Origin of the sequence: Geobacillus subterraneus (assembly GCF_001618685.1) — a bacterium.
GTDB classification, from domain to species: Bacteria; Bacillota; Bacilli; order Bacillales; family Anoxybacillaceae; genus Geobacillus; species Geobacillus subterraneus.
Map to the genome: position 1 here is coordinate 1,825,122 of NZ_CP014342.1, position 18,818 is coordinate 1,843,939.

The 18,818-nt window shown below is 54.7% G+C and carries 20 protein-coding genes and 1 pseudogene; 6 read left to right on the forward strand and 15 right to left on the reverse strand.

What is annotated here, in order from left to right; genetic code table 11:
• Positions 1 to 19: 19 nt before the first annotated feature.
• Positions 20 to 943 (reverse strand): cysteine synthase A, encoded by a 924-nt coding sequence (cysK, locus tag GS3922_RS08945; RefSeq protein ID WP_063166060.1) that lies wholly within the window; start codon positions 941 to 943, stop codon positions 20 to 22.
• A 221-nt stretch (positions 944 to 1,164) separates the two neighbouring features.
• Between cysK and GS3922_RS08950 the strand changes: the two genes are divergently transcribed.
• Together GS3922_RS08950 and GS3922_RS08955 are read left to right on the forward strand one after the other, a co-directional pair.
• Positions 1,165 to 2,268 carry a histidine kinase N-terminal domain-containing protein gene (locus GS3922_RS08950; RefSeq protein ID WP_063166061.1) on the forward strand — a complete coding sequence of 368 codons (1,104 nt, stop codon included), beginning with the start codon at positions 1,165 to 1,167 and terminating at the stop codon, positions 2,266 to 2,268.
• A gap of 44 nt (positions 2,269 to 2,312) precedes the next feature.
• Positions 2,313 to 2,669, forward strand: coding sequence for a hypothetical protein (locus tag GS3922_RS08955; RefSeq protein WP_063166062.1), 357 nt, complete (start codon positions 2,313 to 2,315; stop codon positions 2,667 to 2,669).
• 75 nt (positions 2,670 to 2,744) lie between these two features.
• Here the strand turns inward: GS3922_RS08955 and GS3922_RS17885 are convergent, their stop codons facing one another.
• Complete coding sequence (locus tag GS3922_RS17885; protein ID WP_168157886.1) at positions 2,745 to 2,885, reverse strand: hypothetical protein; 141 nt, start codon at positions 2,883 to 2,885, stop codon at positions 2,745 to 2,747.
• A 73-nt stretch (positions 2,886 to 2,958) separates the two neighbouring features.
• Positions 2,959 to 4,352, reverse strand: a pseudogene (locus GS3922_RS08960) (hypothetical protein).
• Positions 4,353 to 4,548: 196 nt separating this feature from the next.
• Between GS3922_RS08960 and GS3922_RS08965 the strand changes: the two are divergent.
• The 3 genes from GS3922_RS08965 (at position 4,549) to GS3922_RS08975 (ending at position 6,505) form a co-directional block, all read left to right on the forward strand.
• The gene (locus tag GS3922_RS08965) at positions 4,549 to 4,734 is read left to right on the forward strand and encodes a hypothetical protein (RefSeq protein ID WP_063166063.1); all 186 of its coding nucleotides are present in this window, start codon (positions 4,549 to 4,551) and stop codon (positions 4,732 to 4,734) included.
• Between the two features lie 20 nt (positions 4,735 to 4,754).
• Positions 4,755 to 5,045, forward strand: a complete 291-nt coding sequence (locus tag GS3922_RS08970; protein ID WP_063166064.1) for a spore coat protein — start codon at positions 4,755 to 4,757, stop codon at positions 5,043 to 5,045.
• A 95-nt stretch (positions 5,046 to 5,140) separates the two neighbouring features.
• Positions 5,141 to 6,505 (forward strand): S8 family peptidase, encoded by a 1,365-nt coding sequence (locus tag GS3922_RS08975; protein WP_063166065.1) that lies wholly within the window; start codon positions 5,141 to 5,143, stop codon positions 6,503 to 6,505.
• A gap of 205 nt (positions 6,506 to 6,710) precedes the next feature.
• Here the strand turns inward: GS3922_RS08975 and GS3922_RS08980 are convergent, their stop codons facing one another.
• The 4 genes from GS3922_RS08980 to GS3922_RS08995 form a co-directional block, all read right to left on the reverse strand.
• Positions 6,711 to 7,289, reverse strand: coding sequence for a YitT family protein (locus tag GS3922_RS08980; RefSeq protein WP_409071362.1), 579 nt, complete (start codon positions 7,287 to 7,289; stop codon positions 6,711 to 6,713).
• Between the two features lie 194 nt (positions 7,290 to 7,483).
• Positions 7,484 to 7,654 carry a twin-arginine translocase TatA/TatE family subunit gene (locus GS3922_RS08985; RefSeq protein WP_011231011.1) on the reverse strand — a complete coding sequence of 57 codons (171 nt, stop codon included), beginning with the start codon at positions 7,652 to 7,654 and terminating at the stop codon, positions 7,484 to 7,486.
• 108 nt (positions 7,655 to 7,762) lie between these two features.
• Positions 7,763 to 7,942 carry an H-type small acid-soluble spore protein gene (locus GS3922_RS08990; protein WP_063166066.1) on the reverse strand — a complete coding sequence of 60 codons (180 nt, stop codon included), beginning with the start codon at positions 7,940 to 7,942 and terminating at the stop codon, positions 7,763 to 7,765.
• A 3-nt stretch (positions 7,943 to 7,945) separates the two neighbouring features.
• Positions 7,946 to 8,176, reverse strand: a complete 231-nt coding sequence (locus GS3922_RS08995) for a hypothetical protein (RefSeq protein WP_225995642.1) — start codon at positions 8,174 to 8,176, stop codon at positions 7,946 to 7,948.
• A 65-nt stretch (positions 8,177 to 8,241) separates the two neighbouring features.
• Between GS3922_RS08995 and GS3922_RS09000 the strand changes: the two genes are divergently transcribed.
• Positions 8,242 to 9,237, forward strand: coding sequence for an acyltransferase family protein (locus GS3922_RS09000; protein ID WP_063166067.1), 996 nt, complete (start codon positions 8,242 to 8,244; stop codon positions 9,235 to 9,237).
• A gap of 60 nt (positions 9,238 to 9,297) precedes the next feature.
• On the opposite strand, the gene thiE is transcribed toward GS3922_RS09000, so the two are convergent.
• From thiE to GS3922_RS09040, 8 genes are all read right to left on the reverse strand, one after another.
• Complete coding sequence (gene thiE, locus GS3922_RS09005) at positions 9,298 to 9,963, reverse strand: thiamine phosphate synthase (RefSeq protein WP_063166068.1); 666 nt, start codon at positions 9,961 to 9,963, stop codon at positions 9,298 to 9,300.
• A 5-nt stretch (positions 9,964 to 9,968) separates the two neighbouring features.
• On the reverse strand, positions 9,969 to 10,772 hold the full coding sequence (gene thiD, locus GS3922_RS09010) for a bifunctional hydroxymethylpyrimidine kinase/phosphomethylpyrimidine kinase (protein WP_063166069.1): 804 nt from the start codon (positions 10,770 to 10,772) through the stop codon (positions 9,969 to 9,971).
• 15 nt (positions 10,773 to 10,787) lie between these two features.
• Positions 10,788 to 11,597, reverse strand: coding sequence for a hydroxyethylthiazole kinase (gene thiM, locus GS3922_RS09015; protein WP_063166070.1), 810 nt, complete (start codon positions 11,595 to 11,597; stop codon positions 10,788 to 10,790).
• 185 nt (positions 11,598 to 11,782) lie between these two features.
• Positions 11,783 to 12,805, reverse strand: a complete 1,023-nt coding sequence (locus GS3922_RS09020) for a glycosyltransferase family 2 protein (RefSeq protein ID WP_063166071.1) — start codon at positions 12,803 to 12,805, stop codon at positions 11,783 to 11,785.
• Position 12,806: 1 nt separating this feature from the next.
• Entirely contained in the window at positions 12,807 to 14,486 is a 1,680-nt protein-coding gene (locus tag GS3922_RS09025) for a DUF6044 family protein (RefSeq protein ID WP_172796408.1), read from the reverse strand.
• A 552-nt stretch (positions 14,487 to 15,038) separates the two neighbouring features.
• Positions 15,039 to 16,019 (reverse strand): phosphotriesterase family protein, encoded by a 981-nt coding sequence (locus tag GS3922_RS09030; RefSeq protein ID WP_063166073.1) that lies wholly within the window; start codon positions 16,017 to 16,019, stop codon positions 15,039 to 15,041.
• Positions 16,019 to 17,701, reverse strand: coding sequence for a long-chain fatty acid--CoA ligase (locus GS3922_RS09035; RefSeq protein WP_063166074.1), 1,683 nt, complete (start codon positions 17,699 to 17,701; stop codon positions 16,019 to 16,021). The genes GS3922_RS09030 and GS3922_RS09035 overlap by 1 nt, the downstream gene beginning before the upstream one ends.
• Before the next feature lie 201 nt (positions 17,702 to 17,902).
• A complete protein-coding gene (locus tag GS3922_RS09040) occupies positions 17,903 to 18,739 on the reverse strand; it encodes an HAD family hydrolase (protein WP_063166075.1) in 837 nt (278 codons plus the stop codon).
• Positions 18,740 to 18,818 lie beyond the last annotated feature (79 nt).

Here is an 18,818-nt window from a genome sequence, read left to right on the forward strand (position 1 = left end):
CATCTTTTGCGCCGTCTGGTTAATCAGCGAATAAATCCGATGACAAGTACCGTTCGCCCGAATCAGGCGCCATGCAAAGGACGCGCGCTCCTTTCGGCAGCTGCCTGGCCACTTTGATGGCGTAATAGGCGCTCGCAGCAGCCGAGGCGCCGACCAACATGCCTTCCTTCGCCGCCAGTTCGCGTGCCATCTGCTGGGCGTCTTCATCTTTGATCAAAAAAATGTCGTCATAAATCGAACGGTTTAAAATGCTTGGGATAAACCCCGGACCTGTGCCGGGAATTTTATGCGGCCCCGGCTTGCCGCCCGACAAGACGGGCGAGCCGTACGGTTCGACGACATAAATGCGCAAATTCGGAATCCGTTTTTTCAATTCTTCTCCCGTTCCCGTCACCGTTCCCCCGGTGCCGGCAGTGAGCACGAACGCATCGAGCCGTCCAGCGAACGCTTCGTAAATTTCCACCGCCGTCGTATGCCGATGTGCGTCCGGATTGGCCGGATTTTCAAACTGCATCGGGATGAAGCTATCCGGGATTTCGCGAGCGAGCCGATTCGCCTCGTCGATCGCTCCTTGCATCCGTTTCTCCGCCGGCGTCAAATAGACTTCTGCTCCGTACGCCTTTAAAATTTTCACCCGTTCGACTGTCGCGTTATCTGGCATCGTGATGATGCAGCGATAACCGCGGGCGGCGCATACCATCGCCAAACCGATGCCGGTGTTGCCGGACGTCGGTTCAATGATCGTGCTTTCTCCCGGCGTAATTTTCCCTTCCGCCTCGGCGCGGCGAATCATTTCCCAAGCCGGTCGATCCTTGACGCTGCCGCCCGGATTGAACGATTCGAGTTTCATATATACATCCGCCCCGTTCGGGTCCGGAAGGCGCCGCAACTTCACGATCGGCGTGCCGCCAATTAGGTCTAAAATGGAGTCATACAGTTTCACAGCGTTCCCCAACCTTTTTGGAAGAGATTTCTGACTGCTTCATTATACATGATTTTGCCTTTTTTCTTCAAACGGTCTGCCTCGCCTCATGTGGACGGGCATTTCCTAGCTTTTTTGTAAAAGAAAACGAGTTTTATCGGACATATCGCGATTTTCCCTCTGTTCTAGTTCGATATTCCCCCTTATAATGATAATAAATGACGGAAAGCGAGGTGGCTTTTTTGGCATCTGCCGCACAGCAGCTCGTCACCCATTTGGAAACCCATCTGCCCAGCTTCCTTTCCTATTGGCGGCAGCATATGAAAATTGCCGACGATGATAAATACATTGACCGCGTTGAACAAAATGGCTTGGCAATGTTTGCGCTAGTCAAAGAAGCGTTGCTGCGGTCGCTGTCCGGTGAGACAGTCGAACGGCTGGCCAATAAAATTGCCAAGGAACGGGCGGAAATGAACGCCGGCATCGGCGCCCTCGTCTACAACGTAAATTTGGGGCGGCGGTTGATCATTAAGCACGCGTTAACCGCACCATTGCCGATCACCGAGCTGGCTCCGCTCGTCGACCATATGAACGAGCTGTTTGATCAATTTTTGTTTCATGCCGTTAAGAAATATAACGAACTGAAGGAAGCGGAGCTGCACGAGAAAAATCTATTGATCGCCAGGTCGCACCAAGATCGGCTGACCTTGCTCGGACAAATGTCGTCCAGTTTTGTTCACGAATTTCGCAATCCGCTGACAGCCATTATCGGTTTTATCCAACTGTTAAAATTTGAGCATCCTCACTTGCCATATTTAGACATTATCGACCATGAGCTGCAGCAGTTGAAATTTCGTATTTCGCAATTTCTGCATGCCTCGCGCAAAGAAATTGCCGAGAGCGAAAAGAAAACATTTTCGCTGCGCCAACTGTTAGAGGAAATCATAGATTTTTTATACGCGACGATCGTCGACAGCGATGTCGACATTTCGTTGGCGATCGATGAATCCATACATATTTTTGCCTATAAAGATCAGATTCGCCAAGTATTAGTAAACATTTTGCTCAACTCGATCGAAGCGGTGAAAGAAAAGGAAAAACCGCGCCGCATCAAGATCGCTGCCCGTTCTCAGAACGGAACGGTCACTGTCGAAATCGCCAACAACGGTCCGGCGATCCCCGCCGATATCGTCGAGACCATTTTTGAGCCTTTTTTTACGACCAAAAAATTAGGGACGGGCATCGGCCTTTACATTTGCAAAAAAGTGATTGAAGACCATGGGGGCAAAATCAGCTGTTCGTCTGATGCCAATATGACGACCTTCTCCATCCGGCTGCCTGTATAGCGAGCGGCGGAAATGGGCATGCTGGATGAAAAAAGGTGATGCTGATGAACTCGTCATGGAAAAATTGGCTGAAACAAACAACCGCTGCCATCCGTGAATGGATGCAGCGGGAAACCCATTCGTTCGCCGAGCTGGCCGAACTCATTCGCCATCATCCGGATACCGTCCGGTCTGAACGGACATGGCTCGGCTTGACGTACCGATTTTACTCGCTGACGCTCGATGGCGCGGCGCTCAAAATGGAAACAAAGGTCACCCCTACGGGAAGGGAGCGCATTTTACAATTGTCGCTCCACACCCCGCGGGCCAAGGCGGCGGTGTACCGTTGTTACGACGAAACATGCGGCTTGGATGACACCGTCGCCACCCCGCCGCTTTCGCCAAAAACCGCACCGGTTTGATCACGGTGCGGTTTCGTTTGTCCTCTTCACCGAAGCGGACTCCGCTTTCAAGCGGGATGAACGCGGGAAAAGAGATCAACCTTTCATGCCTTGCAGCCATTCTTGGTAACACTCCGGGCAGAGCGTTTCCTCACGCTCCTCGCCGTTGGTATGGAACGAAACGTAATGCACGTTGTCGTCGCACTCGCACTGGCAATAAAAGCATGTTTCGTTCATCGTTTTCCCTCCCTTGCCTAGTAGTGTGAGCCGCTAAACAGCAGCTGTTGCAAGGGAACTGTTCCCAGGGCGGTCAACGCGATGTGAGCGACAACAAATAATCCAATACCGCTTCTTGCTCCTCCTTCGTAAATCCGGCTTGACGGTCGATCCAATATCGATGCCCCTCCCCTGTCACATGCACTGTCGGCAAGGCGGGATCAGTGGTATTCGCAGCGATGACGCGCTGGCGCCACGTCCGGTCAATAAGCGCCCGCAAGCTGTTGCGCGCGTCGGGGACAATGCCTTTTCCGACCGTGCCCGCCAGCCCGAGCTCCCCGTTCGGTCCAACCGCCACACCGCCATCATGCAAGTATGGAGCGCTCCAAGCGAGCCCGATCAGGCTCGGCACTGATTGGCGGCATTTTGCAAAATCGTGCCGAGATACACTTCCTTGTCAATGCCAAAGAGCGCCTCGCTAATTTCCGCCTGGGCCAACGAATCGGCATTTTGCGCATGCACGTTGTTGCTGAAAGCGGACAAACCGCGGAACGGGCCAACGGCGGCGAAACCGCTCCACCCGTACGGATGGTCGCCGCGTGTAAACGAGTCGGGAATTTGCGCCGGATTCGCTTTCATGTCGATCGTCGAATCGAAATTGCCGCGCGGCCAGCTGGCAAAAATGCGGTCGACTTCCCGCTCAAGCCGCTCCGGGTCCGGAAGCGCCGCTTTACGTCCGCGCGAGTCAACGATCGTCCGATTGAGCGAGTCGATATAGTCGCGCAACGAACGAATGTTGGCATGAGTGAAATAGGCGGCCGAATTCGTCGCTAGTGCCATCAACAGCCCGGCATTTAAGTCATTGTTTGGCGCCCCTTCCACCACTTTTTTCGTCTGCGGATCGACCGTCGCGTGACAAGCCGCGCAGCTGATGCCGACGCGCACGCAGCCGCCATCGGTCACAATCGGCATCCCGAGCGGCAAGTATGACCCTTTCGGCACATCGATGCCGGTGTCAATCAGCTCCCCTTTTTTATACGTCCGGTCGCCGATCGTTACATCTTCCGCAAGCGGCACGCGCAAGTTCGTCGTCCCTTCCCCTCTTAGCGCGGCAATCGCTTTCGCTATATTGGCGAGCGTCAGCGGCCCGTCGACGATGCCCATAATGTCGGTTAAGAACACTTCATTCCCAAATGTTTCCTTATAAAACACCTCTTTGCCGAGACGAAGCAGCCGGTCATCGACGAGAACCGCTCCGTCCTCTTCCCGTAAGCGCCCGTTTGCCGTCGACAATGTTTTCACGCGGCCGTCATCCGCGCCGATCCAACGTCCCCACCAGTCGATCCCAGTTCGCTCGCTTGCTTTATACGGCTTCACCGCTTCGTTGTCCGGTACAGCCGCGTACTCACCCCGGCGCAAAAGAAGAGCGGCCCCGGCAGCCAAAAGAAGGAGAACCGCGATGCCTAACGCAATGGCTGCCTTTTTCATCCGTTCATTCACCCCCTGCATGAAAATGGATTGCGGACATAGTATGCCCCGCCACCGGTAAAACTTGAGGCACACCGCCGGCGCTTTTTTCCGATGGGACAGCTGCCTCGAAGCGCCATCCCCGACGTTTCCATCACTCCCCACCTATACGGCAGGCAAATGGGCACATACTATGTCACGGAAGGTGGTGAAAGGGATGAAAGCGGCAGGAACGCACGAAACACTCGAGTTGCACGAGCTGCTGATGTTTAAAAACACATGCCTCGCCAAAAGCATGGCCATGCGGCAAATGGTGATCGACCCGCAACTGAAATCGCTCATCGAGCAAGACATCCAAAAAACAACGCAGCATATCCGCGACTTGCAAAACTTATTATCGTAACGAACGAAGGAGGGACAATGATGCAGGCAACAATGACGCCGACCGGCGTATTAAATGATCAAATGATCGCCGCCGATTATCTCATTGGGGCGAAAAGTGCGATCAAAGGGTGCGCGATGGCCATTGCCGAAGCAGCCACCCCGGAAGTGCGCAATACGCTGAAGCAACATTTAAATGATGCGATTGCGTTTCATGAGCAAATTAGCCAATATATGGTCAACAAAGGGTATTACCATCCGACCAACGTTCAAGAGCAGTTGCGTATGGATATACAGGCAGCGCAACAAGTGCTGCAATCAGCCGGACGCTAGATGAATTCATGGGATTCGCCCATTAAAGGGAGAATCCCATTTTTTCATCATTTGCCCGCCATTCGCCCATCCTAACAAAGAAGGAGGTGAACATCATGAATCGCCGATTGACGATATGGGCAGCCATTAGTGCCGTCGTAGTTTTGGCCGTCGTCACTGCCATCAGTTTCAACCGGCCGGCGACCGAACGAAACGCCCCGGCCCCGCCGCGGCTTGAACCGTTTGACATAAAAGACGCGCGCACCCACCCAACCGTCATCGCCTTAGACAGCCTCGGCGCAGGGGAACAGCTGAAACAACAATTGAACGAGCACCCGCGCGTTCGGGAAATCCGCCATAACCAACGTGGCGACCGAAGCCACTATTTTGAGAACGAAATCGTCGTCCGTTTCCGGACGACGCCTGCGGACCGCGACATTCAGCAAATGGAGGCGGCCATTGCCGGACGGCTTGTCAAGCGGCTTGACCATGTGTTTGTGTTCCGTTCGCGCGAGCGGACGTATGAGGAAATGCGCCGCTATTTCCGCACGATTCCGGCGATCGATTATTGCGAGCCGAACTACATTTACATGCAAAATGACCTTTCGTGGCCAACGGAAGGGCCGAACGATTCGTTTTATGCCCGTTACCAATGGAATTTGCCAGCCATTTATACGGAAGCCGGATGGACGTTGTCGCGCGGCAGACAAACGGTGCCTGTCGCCGTGATCGACAGCGGTGTCGATGTAACTCATCCGGATTTGGTGCGCCGCCTCGGTCCGGGGTACAACGTATTGGCCGACAACCGCTCTCCGGATGACGAAAACGGCCATGGCACCCATGTTGCCGGCATCATCGCTTCGCAGCCAAATAATGGCGAAGGGGTCGCCGGCATGACATGGTTTAACCCGATCATGGCCGTCAAGGTGTTAAACGCTGACGGCTATGGGACTAGCATTGATGTAGCAAAAGGAATCCGCTGGGCGGTCGACCGCGGAGCGAAAGTCATCAATTTAAGTCTTGGCAATTATCAGCCGTCCTCGGTGCTCGAGGAAGCGATCCGCTATGCTTATGCCCATGACGTCGTGCTTGTGGCGGCTTCCGGCAATGACAGCACGTCCCAGCCGAGCTTTCCGGCCGCTTACCCGGAAGTGATCAGTGTCGGAGCGGTAGACCCGGATCTTTCGTATGCGTTGTACTCCAACTATGGTGATTATGTAGATGTCGTCGCGCCCGGGACGAACATTGCCAGCACGTTTACCGGACACCGGTACGCCGCCCTTTCCGGCACGTCGATGGCCGCGCCGCACGTCACTGCGCTCGCCGCCTTAATTCGCTCTATCAACCCGCGCCTTACAAACGACGAGGTGCGCCGCATGATTATTCAGAGCGCCGACGATTTAGGCGAACGCGGAAAAGACCCGCATTACGGCTATGGGCTTATTAACGTCTACCGCGCGCTCGAGCTGGCGAAACAGTGAACAAGCGCCCGCCTTCCATCTGAAACAGCTTGCATATCGCCCGCTGCAGCGGATTGCCTCCATTGCAGCGGATCGTTGCAGGCTAGGGGCATCCAAGTTCGATGACGCCCGCATTCCCCTCTTTATCATATGTCCAACGGAAAAGTTCCCGCCTCTTAACCGGCGGGCAGGCGGGGAATGTTCATGAAAAACGATGGGGGCCAAGTTACACCCCCGTCGTTTTTTCGCTCGTTAACATTGTCGTCACCGCTCCGACGACCGTGACGACAACTAACGAATAAATAAACGGCACCGAGTCAATCATGAGACTCCCGGTCGAAATAATGCAAGCATCAATGACAAAGATAATCACCCCCACGTTCCAATTCGTCCACTTGGCAATAAACTGAGCGAGCAAATCGGTGCCGCCCGTGCTTGTCTCCTCGCGCAGCATCAGGCCGATCCCCGCGCCGACGAGCATCCCGCCGATGATTGCGCTCAAGAGCGGATTCAACGTAACTATGCCGCGCAAAATCGACAATACGTCAATCATCCACGAGGAGAATAGAAGGCCGTGCAAGCTGTTGTAAAAAAACGGACGGTAATAAAACCAAGCCGCCAAATAAAGAGGAACGCTTAAGATGACCATCGTCAGGCCTGCTTGAACGTGCCAGACGTATTTGGCGATCAGTCCAAGGCCGATCATCCCCCCGTCAAGCAAATGATGGGGAACTAAAAAGACGTTAATGCCGATGCCAAGCAGCACGCTCCCCCCAACGATTGCCATTATTTTTCTCATCACCATGGTTGATCCCCCCGCCACGTTGGCCATTTGGCCGACAAAAAAAACGAACAACATGTTCCCACATGTATGTATATGGCCTTTCGCGGTCAAGCTTGTCTCTTTTTTGCTGCGCTGGCGCAGGAAAGCAATGAATCGTTTGGCGGCTCGCGGACAAAAAACAAAAAATAAGAGGCTAAGCCTCTATGCCTAGCCTCTTATTTTTGTGCTTTTGTCGTCTCGTCGTCGTCGATGATGCCTTTTGTTGCATTTTTAAATTCACGCAACGTTTTCCCAGCTGCTTGTCCTAATTCGGGCAGCTTTTTCGGACCAAAAATCAACAAAGCGAAAAAGACGATGAGCGCAATTTCCCCAAAGCCGATGTTCATGTTTGTCACTCCAATGTTCAAACGTCATTTTTTAAGTCATTATATCATACTGGGGCCATACGTGTCATCGGCTTTCCCTTGACAAACGAGCGGCAGCTTGCCCGGCGCTTATCGCTCCTCGAGCAGGCGCACCGGCACATCTTGCTCGCGTTCCGGCTCATCGGCGAAATAAATGCGCGCCATTTCCTGCTCTTCATCGACGTGTTGGATGATCACCGGTTTTCCTTCATACGTCACCGAGACGATCTCCCCGGCCTCGGCAATCCGTTTTGCCCGGAGCAGCTCCATTTCTTATTCGCCCCCTTTCGCGCTGTCTTCCGCTTGCGTCCGCAAGCTTTTCCAAAACAACTCATCGCTGCAGACGATCTCATGCAGTTCGCCTTCGTCCCCTTTAGCATTAATGATTTGCAACAACTGCGTCATATCCTCGGTTTCATGCTGACCGTTTTTCACGAAATCATCACCTTTCTTTGGCAAACTGATGTCCACGGACAGCCGTTCCCCACAGCCGCCATGTTTCAACTGTTGACTCCCCCAAAAAGAAGGAGTATGATTCGAATTGGTGTGTATAGAAAGGAGGAAACACCGTGAAGGAGCGGGACTATTATTTTGACAACGCGAAGTGTGCGTTAATGCTTCTTGTCGTGTTTGGCCACTTTCTGCGCCCGTACATTGACAGCGTCTTATGGGTGCACAGCTTGTATACGTGGATTTTCTTTTTCCATATGCCGGCGTTCATTTTCATCTCCGGCTATTTCGCCAAAAAGTTCCATGAGCGCGGCTACTTGCAAAAAATCACAAAAAAGCTGCTGTTTCCGTATATTTTGTTTCAACTTCTATATTCCGTCTATTATTTCTTTTTGTATGACAAGCGGTCACTTGAGCTCGATTTATTGACCCCGCACTGGAGCTTATGGTTTTTGCTTAGCCTGTTCAGTTGGAACGTCTTGTTGCTATGGTTCGGCCGGCTGCCAAAGCGAATGGCGCTGCCGCTCGCGCTTTTGCTTGGGCTCATCGGCGGCATGATGGAAGCGGAAAAATGGCTGAGCTTGTCAAGAACGCTCACGTTTTTCCCCTTCTTTTTGCTCGGGTTTTTCTTCGAAAAGCCGGCAATCGAGCGCCTGTTTGCCGCCTCGATGCGCCTCGTTTCGCTAGTCGTGCTTGCCGGCATGTTTTTGCTCATTCACTTTGGCTTTCCGGATTTGCCGCAAGATTGGCTGTACGGTTCGAAGTCATACGATACGCTTGGCGTCTCCGAACCGGCCGGCATCGCGAGCCGCCTTGCCATTTACGGGGCAAGCTTGCTGATGATGTTCAGCTTCTTATCGTTCATCCCGAGACAGCGCTTCTCTTTTTCCGTGCTGGGAGCGCGCACGTTTTACATCTATATCTTGCACGGGTTTATTTTAAAATATTTGCACGAAACGCCGTTCCCTGACTTTATTATGGATGTGCATGGCTATCCGCTTCTGCTTGCCCTATCGGTTGCCGTGATGCTCATCCTCGGGAGCAAACCGGTCATTCGGCTCGTGCGGCCGCTTTTGGAATGGCGGCTGCCGAAATGGCGACAGACAGCATCGTAGCGCGAAAAAAAGGGTGTCCCGCAAATGGGACACCCTTTTTTCTGGCGGTTTCGCCGCCGTTTAGCGCGGGCCGGCGGCCCGCACCGCCGCTGCCAACGCTGCAGCCGCCGCTTTTGGCTCCGGAGCGGAAGCGATGGCGCTAATGACTGACACGCCATCCGCTCCGGCTTCAATGACCGCTGTTGCATTGTCAACCGTAATGCCACCGATAGCGACAATCGGGATTGTGATGCCTTGTTCGCGCAGATGGCGGAGAACGCCGGGACCTTGCGCTTCGCTCGCATCGTCCTTTGAGCGTGTCGGGTAAATCGGGCCGACGCCGATGTAGTCGGCGCCCGCTTCGATGGCCGCTCTCGCCTCTTCGGCATTATGCGCCGAAACGCCAAGAATTTTATCGCCGATCTTCTCCCGCACGCGCCGTGCGTCTTCATCGTCTTGACCGACGTGGACGCCGTCGGCATCAATGGCGAGGGCCAGTTCAACATCATCGTTGACGATCAACGGCACGCCATACGCGCGGCAAAGGCGCTGCAGCTGCCGAGCCAGCGCTTCTTTTTCCGCCCCTTTTAAGGCATTGGCTCCTTTTTCGCGAAATTGAAACAGCGTCACGCCGCCGTCAAGCGCCTCTTTGAGCACATCGGCGGCCGGGCGTTCACTGTTTTGGCTTCCCATAATAAAGTAAACGGCAAGCCGCTCTTTCATCTCCTCACTCGCAATGCGCGCCATCGCTCTCACTCCCCGTATTGCCGGTATGCCCAATGGTTCGTCGGCCCGTGGCCCTGGCCGATGCCGAGCGGCTCGGAGATCGCCGCCTGCACGAACGATTTCGCCGTCCCGACGGCATCGACCGGATGTCTTCCTTTTGCCAGCTCAGCCGCCACCGCTGCGGCGAACGTGCAGCCGGTTCCGTGCGTATGGCGCGTGTCAATCCGCTTGCTTTTGAAATACGAAAATTCGCTGCCGTTATATAATAAGTCAACCGTCTCCTCGCCCTCATCGTCATGGCCGCCTTTAATGACGACATAGCGGGCACCCATGCGGTGAAGAAGGCGCGCCGCTTCCCGGCGGTCATCCATCGTGCGAATGGCGATGCCGGTCAACGCTTCCGCTTCAGGAATGTTCGGCGTAATGACAAACGCCAGCGGTAACAGCGCCTCTTTTAGCGCCGCCACCGCCTCTTCCTGCAACAGCGGGGCGCCGCCTTTAGCGATCATCACCGGGTCGACGACAAGCCGCTCCCAACCGTGCTTTTTCACTTGTTCCGCAACGGTGCGGATGATATCAGCGCTAAACAACATCCCGGTTTTAACCGCATCCGCGCCCAAGTCGGCCGCAACCGATTCGATTTGTGCGGCCACCGCTTCAGCCGAAAGCGGGTAGACGCCTTGCACGCCGAGCGTATTTTGCGCGGTCACCGCCGTAATCGCCGACATGCCAAAGACGCCAAGCTCTTGAAACGTTTTTAAGTCCGCTTGAATGCCGGCGCCGCCGCCGCTGTCCGACCCGGCAATCGTCAACGCTTTATACACCGTCATCGTTCTCCTCCCCTTTCACCGTTGTTCGACCCGTCCATCCCGCTTCACATCATCGACGCCAATGCGAGCCAAGGCGTCCAAAAACGCCGCCTGAAAGCTGCCTGGGCCGTGTTTTTCGGCTTCAGCGGCCGCCTGTTCAGCCGCAACCCCGTAATACGCTAGCGCCGCCACCGCCGCCTTCACAACATCCGGCTCAACGGCGGCAAACGCGCCAACTACCGACGTTAGCAAACAGCCTGTTCCCGTCACTTTCGTCAACAGCGGATGGCCGTTGCGGATCAAATATGTTGCCTGTCCATCTGTGACGACATCTTCTTTTCCGGTAATCGCCACAACGGTGCCAAGCTTGGCGGCCGCCCGTTTGGCCAAGGCGACCACGTCCCCGCTTCCTTGGCCGGCATCGACCCCTTTAATCATCCACGGTTCGCCGATCATATTGGCGATCTCCGCTGCATTGCCGCGCACGGCCGCGAGTTTGATCTGTTCGGCGATGTAGCGTGCCGTCTCCGTTCGGTAGCTGGTCGCTCCGGCGCCGACCGGATCGAAAATCACCGGCACGCCAGCCTCATTGGCCGCCCGGCCGGCCATAAGCATCGCCTCGACTTCCGTCGCGTTCAACGTTCCGATATTCAACACAAGCGCCCCGGCAAGCTTCGCCATCTCGGCCACTTCCTCTTTCGCATACGCCATCACCGGCGAAGCGCCAAGCGCCAAGAGTCCGTTCGCCGTAAAATTCGTCACGACGACATTCGTGATATGATGGACGAGCGGATTCGCCTCTCGCACCCGCTCAAGCAATTCCGCCCATTTGTGCCAGTTGTCCATCTCCGATTCTCCCCTTTCCGAGCGAAACCCTTTGCTAGTTTTTCTGCTTGGCAGCGTAAGTGCGGCTGCCATGCTCCGACTAACGAAATGATGAGTTCGTCCCATCCATCAGTCTACTCTTTCTTTTTTTCAATTGCAAGAAAAGAAAAAAAGGCGGCGCCAAACGCCACCTTCCTTTCCTCCTGCTACGGCCGCGTCCATTCCGCGGCATCCGGCTTGTCGGTCGGCGCCGCCGGCGACAGCCGCTGCGGCAGCGGCCAGTTCCATAAATCTAAATCAACGATATAGCGCGGCCGCCGCTTCGTTTCTTTGTAAATTTTCCCGATATACTCACCGATCAGTCCAAGGGCGATGAGCTGCAATCCGCCCAACAGCCAAATCGACGTGATCAGCGATGTCCAGCCTGTTTGCGTATGCCCGGCCCACTTTAAAAAAAGAAAATACGCGCCGAACATCAGACTGACGACAAAAGAAACGAACCCAATGAGCGAAATGAAACGGATCGGCGTGATGCTGAACGATGTCACGCCATCGAGCGCAAAAGCGATCATTTTTTTCAACGGATATTTCGTTTGCCCGGCCAGCCGCTCCTTCCGATCGTAATAAACGGATGCTGACCGGAAGCCAAGGAGCGGGACGATGCCGCGCAAAAACAAGTTCACTTCCCCAAACTGTTCCAACGCGTCAACAGCGCGCCGGCTCATGAGGCGGTAGTCGGCATGGTTGTAAACGAGGTCGACGCCAAACATCTTCATTAACCGGTAAAATCCTTGGGCGGTATGGCGTTTAAACCACGTGTCCGTGTCGCGCCGCCGGCGCACGCCGTAAACGATATCATAGCCTTGGCGAAACTTTTGCACAAACTCGCGAATGGCTGACAAATCGTCTTGCAAGTCAGCGTCAATCGAAATGAGACAATCGGCGTGCGCTTTCGCCGCAAACAGTCCGGCCAACAGCGCGTTTTGGTGGCCCGCGTTGCGCGCTAGTTTCAGCCCCTTCACTTCCGGGTAGCGCAAGCTCGCCTTGTAAATGAGCTTCCACGTGCTGTCGCGGCTGCCGTCATCGACGAACAGGAGCGCACTTTTTGGCGAAATGAGCCGCTCTTCGATCAGCTCTTCGCGCAATGCCCGCAAGCGGCCGATGGTCTCAGGCAGCACTTCCTCCTCATTATAGCACGGCACGACAATGGCCAATATCGGGTCAGACATGTCATCTTCCTCCTTCCCGCACCACTTTGTATAAGTAGATCGTCCAAGCCGATTCATCAGAGCGGAACACCCGTTCAAGGCGAAGGGCGTTTTCCGCTGCGTTTTCAATCGGCAGCGCCGAAAAAATGTAGCGCCCGCCCATCTCGTAAAACGCCTCCGTGTTCAATTCAAGATGGCGGATCGTCCGTTTCGAGTTTTTCTTAAACATATAGCGCTTGCCGAGCTCATCGACGAACAAGTAGCAGCGCCCGCCCCACTCATCGAAATACTCACGCAGTTTTTTGTTTTTTTCAAGTTCTTTGGCAATGATGCGGCGGAAGCGGTATTTATATTCCAACGGATAGAAATTGTTGTACGTATCAAGTGTGTAAAAGCCGTTGTATTGCGCGATCGCCGGATGGATGCCAATGCTGGCGACGCGGTATGTATGCACAGGACGGCCGATATATTCACGAATGTCAGCAAACTGTTTTTCGGCGTAAAATTCACGGAACGACGGTTTATTTCGGTAGACGATTTCCTCGTTGTACGAGATGAGCACCAACAGCTGCAAAGCGATTGCCGCCGCACCGACCGCCCGCCACCTTCGCCCTTCCTGCCAAACAATTTTCAGCGCCATCGCAAACAAGACATAAATGACCATCGGGCGCAAGAAATGATAGCGGGCAAAATTGAACTTATCGAGCAAATCAAATCGTTCGGTAAGCGGCAGCCATCCTTTGTAAAACCAAAACGCATACCACGTAGACAAGGCAACGTTCAGCACGTGCAGCACGACAAACGGCATTTCCTGTCGCCAGCGCTTCCGTTTCCAAACGAAATACAAGGCGATCAACGTCACCGGCAAGATGACGAGTCCGTGCACGGTCATCACATGCGTGTGCCCGAGCACGTAGTTTTTGAACGTCAACCGGATGACGCGCCAAAGCGGCAAACGGGCGTGGAAATACTCGTCACGGCTCGTCGGTTCATCAGAAAACAAAAGCGAATGAACGAGCCGGTAATCGACCGCCAAATAGAGCGTTGTCATATAGGCGATCGCGGCGAAAAACCGCCAGTTCCAGCCTTTGCCGCGGATGATGTCAATAAGCCACCAAACACCGAGCGCGCTTAAGAAAAAGAAAAAGCCGAGAACAAAACTTGAATACAGCGGCAAGAACGTCAACACCGCCCAGTTCACCCATGAGCGCTCGCCGTTGCGGATGTTTAAAAACGCCCAAAGTGCAAGCGGCATGCCGAGCGTGCTTAACATTCCCGACGGCCAAAACGGCGTCAAGGCAAACGTCAAAGCAGCACCGATGCGAATCCATAGCCAACGCCGGTCTGGCAAGACATGCGTTTTCAACAGCAAATACATGCCGATGAACGCAAAGACGCGAGTGATCGCTTGGCTGATTCCGTAGGCATAAACGGACGGAAACAACGCATGGAGCCAAACGATGCCGCTGAATTCCGTGCCGAACGCGTTGCGCGGCAGCCCGTTAATGATCTGCGGAATGATCCCATCGACCGGCCCGAACAATTCGCCGCTGCGGGCGAGCACTTTATACCAAGCGATGTTCGAGTCCAAATTGTCGTGAACGCGCATATGGGCATCTTCACCGAGGACAAAATACGGCGACACGTACAAGGCGATGGCAAGCAGCGAGAAGAACAGGAGTCGCTTTTCAATCGCCGGCACCTTTTCTCCTCCTTTCGCCCGGCTCATGTCTTTCCTTATTTTTCAACACATCAGGAAAATTATTCATGATGGTGGAAAAAAGCGGGTGTCAAATAAAAAGCCGCTGGCGGCTCGGCTAAGCCAAGCGACAGCGGGTTTCGCATTCATCTCTTCAACCTTGTACAAGAAAAGGGGCCGATACGCAGCGAGCTTTTTTCGCTGCGCACGGAACGATCATAATGAAACGGTCCCTCGCGTAAACTACCCGTCGCCTGTGCTTCTAGGGGCGGGGGCTTCAGGCGATTGGTGCGTGTTCACCGAACGGTAAGCCACACAGAAAAACCCTTTCGTTCGTTCCGACGGGGTCCGTCCGAACCGTAAACGCCCAATTCGTCGGCGATGGCCACCCGGCGTTCCTCTCCCGCCTACCTATTGAGCGATTGCCCTGCACGTTCCTTGAGGCGGAAGACTTCTTTCGGAAATGACGTTAAAGACAGACAACCTGTTTGGCCGGCCCGGCACTCGGAACGATGCCGCCGTATGATCGGCCAACTCGTTTTTCTTTCGGCCGTGTTAAGCGGAGAACAAGGCGGCCGGATTGCGGACAAACATTTGCTCCAGCTCTTTGTCGCCAATCCCTTCGTTTTTCAACGCCGGGAGGATGTTCACAAACAAATGCTCAACATGCCAGTTGTTCATCATTTCGGCAAACGGCTCCGGCAGCGTGAACGAGCGGCCAAGCCAAAGGCTGACCGTATCATGGGAAAGCATGATCCGATCGGCATATCCGTCACGAAGAAGGACAAGCAGCGTGCGAACCCGTTCGTCATCAGCCGGCGCGCCGACCATCCCTTGAATGCCGAAGCGGTCAAAAGCGATATAGACGCCGTAAGCTAGCGTTCGGCGGTGGTAATCTGGGTCGGTGTTGCCGCACATATGGCCGATGACGATTTTTTTCGGATCGGCGCCATGCTCAAGCAAATAGGCAGCTTGCTCCGGCCCCATCGTTCCTTCTTGCGTGTGAGTGATGATGACCGCGCCCGTTTCTTTTTGCGCGCGGGCGGCGGCGCGGAAAAACAGCTTCTCGTACTCGGTGATGCGCCCTTTGCTTGAGGCAAGTTTAATGACGCCGGCTTTGACCCCCGTGCCGGCGATGCCTTCGGTCAATTCGGCCATAAACATATCATAAATGTCGTCCTCGGCGGTCCCAAGCAGCCGGCGGAATTGGAAATACGGCGGCGCCCCTTCCCCTTCATAGTAATAGCCGGTGGCGCAAATGATGTTCAGCCCGGTTTCTTCAGCGACGCGCCGCAAAAACGCCGGATTGCGCCCGCAGTCATTCGGCGTCGGGTCAACGACCGTTTGGACGCCGTGCCGTTTCATTTTCTCCGCCGCTTCGATCGCCACGCGAAGCGCTTCGTCTTCGCGGAACGGACCGTGTGTCACATCTCCTTGAAACCCCGGATAGCCGAAGAGGAAATGCTCATGGATGAGCGTTTTGCCAAGCTGATCCGCCGCTACTGGGCCAAGGACCGTCTCTACCATCGTTGCCATTAGGCGTTCGCCCCTTTCCCCGCTTTTTCATATTCTTCTTCTTGCAATTTTCGCCAAAGCAGCTTGCCGCTTGATGTCATCGGCAGTGACGGACGGAACTCGACGAGACGCGGATATTTGTACGCCGCCATTTGCGTTTTGGCCCACTCGATGATCTCTTCTTCCGTCACTTTACCGACATATTCGTCGTGAAGGACGATAAACGCTTTAACCGTTTCGCCGCGGCGCGGATCCGGCACGCCGACGACGCACGCCTGCTGGACGGCTGGGTGTTTGTACAGGAACGATTCGACCTCGGTCGGCCACACTTTATACCCGGAAGCATTGATCATCCGTTTGACGCGGTCGACGATGAAGAAATAACCTTCCTCGTCCATCCGCCCGATGTCACCGGTGCGGAAAAACCGTTTTCCATCCAATTCAATGAACGCCTCTTCCGTTTCCTTTTCACGCCGGTAGTAGCCACGGAACACTTGCGGGCCATGGACAACGATTTCCCCGACTTCACCAACGCCAAGCTCCCGTCCGGTCGCCGGGTCGATGATGCGTGCGTCAACATCGAAGGCCGGCACGCCAAGGCATTGCAACTTCGGCCGATCCGGCGGATTGAAATGCGTCTGCGAAATCGTCTCCGACAATCCGTACCCCTCAAAATAGCGGACGCCGGTGAGCTCAAACAATTTTTCCCCGACCGCTTCCGGCAGCGCCGCCCCGCCGCCGGAAATGCTTGAGAGCGAGGAAATGTCATACCGGCCAAGCGCCGGGTTGGCCAAAAAGTCGATCAACATCGTGCTAATGTTCACCCAATGGGTGCAGCGATACCGCTCGATGAGCCGCGCAGCGGCGTCCCGGTCCCAGCGCGTCATGAGCACGATCGCTGAGCCGGCAAAAATCGGCACATGCATGCTGTGCACCATCCCGGTGACGTGGAAAAACGGCAGCGTCGCCAAGGCGACAGAATCGCTCGTCACATTGCCCCAATAATAGGCGCCGACCGTGTTGGCGTTCACCGTCCGGTGCGGGTGGATGCAGCCTTTTGGCACCCCAGTCGTCCCAGATGTGTACGGCAAGACAGCAATGTCATCAACATGGCCGTGATATGGAAGCGGCGGCAAGCCGGCATCAAGGCAATCGGCCCATAAGGAGAGACGCACATCCTTGGCCATCCGCCGCGGTGCTGCCACTTCCGCAGGCAAGGCAACCGGTGATTCATTGGACGCGTAATCGGAGTACGCGGCGACAATGACATGCTCAAGCGGCGTCCGGTCGAAAAGCGGAACGGCTTTGTCAAGCAGCTCCTGTCCAACAAGACCGACTTTCGTTTCACAATCGTTGACGTAAAAGGAAAGCTCTTCTGAGGTGTTCATCGGGTTGATCGGCACGACAATGGCTTCGGCGCGCAAAATGGCATAGTAGGAGATGATAAATTGCGGAGAATTTTGCATGTACAACAGGACGCGATCGCCCGGCTTGACGGACAGCTTTTGCTGCAAGTAGCCGGCAAGCGCATTGACGTCATCGAGCAGCTGTTTGTACGAATACGCAGCCCCGTAGTAATAGACCGCCGTTTTGTTCGGATAACGCTTTGCCGTCGTTTCCAAATGATCAACGAGCGTTGTTTCCGGAACGGTCAGCGTTTTCGACAGCCGCTTCGGCCAGTATGGGTAGTGACGTGTATTCATGAAACTCCCTCCTTTTTCAAACGATGCCGCAACGCAGCAACCTCCACTCCAGGAAAGCGGTTACAATACTATCGACATGCCCAAGCTCCTCGGTCATGACGCTTACTAACCGGTTAGTATGTACCCCATCTCTTTTATTGTACATAAAATTGCACTGAATATCAATAACATTCAGACAAATAGAGGCAAAAGAGGCGCCGCCTACAATAGGCGGCGCAGCACCGGCACGCACGCGGATGTTGAAGCGACGATGACATCGGCATCATCCGGCTTCGCCAAACCGTACGCGTCAATCAACATCGTCTGACAGCCGAGCTGGCGGGCGGGAAGAATATCGTTTCCGACATTGTCGCCGACGCACAGCATTTGCTTGTACTCAACCCCAAAGCGCGCCCGAATCGCTTCCAAATGGGCAACCGTTTTAACCGGCTTAGCGGCTTGGAAAATTTTATAATGGAATACATCCGCCAGCCCCAGCTTTCGCAAAATCGCTTCACTGTCCGGTTCCGGGCTGTTTGTCATCAACACAAGCGCCGTTTTCTCGCGCAGCTCGGCGAGCGTCTCGGCAAACCCCGGAGCCCCCTTCATAGTAAACTCCGGCCCCATCATCCATTCGCGCGTTTCTAAAAATGCGGCATATGTATCCTCGTTCGTCAATCCGTAATGGCGGCCAATCGAACTTGGCACCCACCAAAGATCGCCGATGCTGAAAAACCGATCCAAGTCGATCGTGACCGCCCCGGGATAGAGCGCTTCGGCAGCGCGGGCCTCCAGCTGTTCGCCGCTCCAGCGGCGCGCCTCGCGAACTGCTCCTTTCTCAAGCTGTAAAATCAAATCTTCTTTCGTATCATACACACTGCCAATGCGAAGCGGGTGGCGTCCGGCAAGCACCGCCCGGTAATCGTTCCAAAAAGGCGGTCGCTCCGTTTCCTGAAGCCGTTTCGCCACTTGTTCGGCGTAATAGTCGAAATGCTCTGTTTCCTCGTACAACGTTCCATCGAGATCAAACACGATGACCTTAATAGTTGCCTCGTCCATTGTTCGGTTTGTCTCCTTTCCCCACCGCTATGGCCTTGGTGCACTGGGCCATAAAGACCGCAATGCCGCTTCCGTGAAC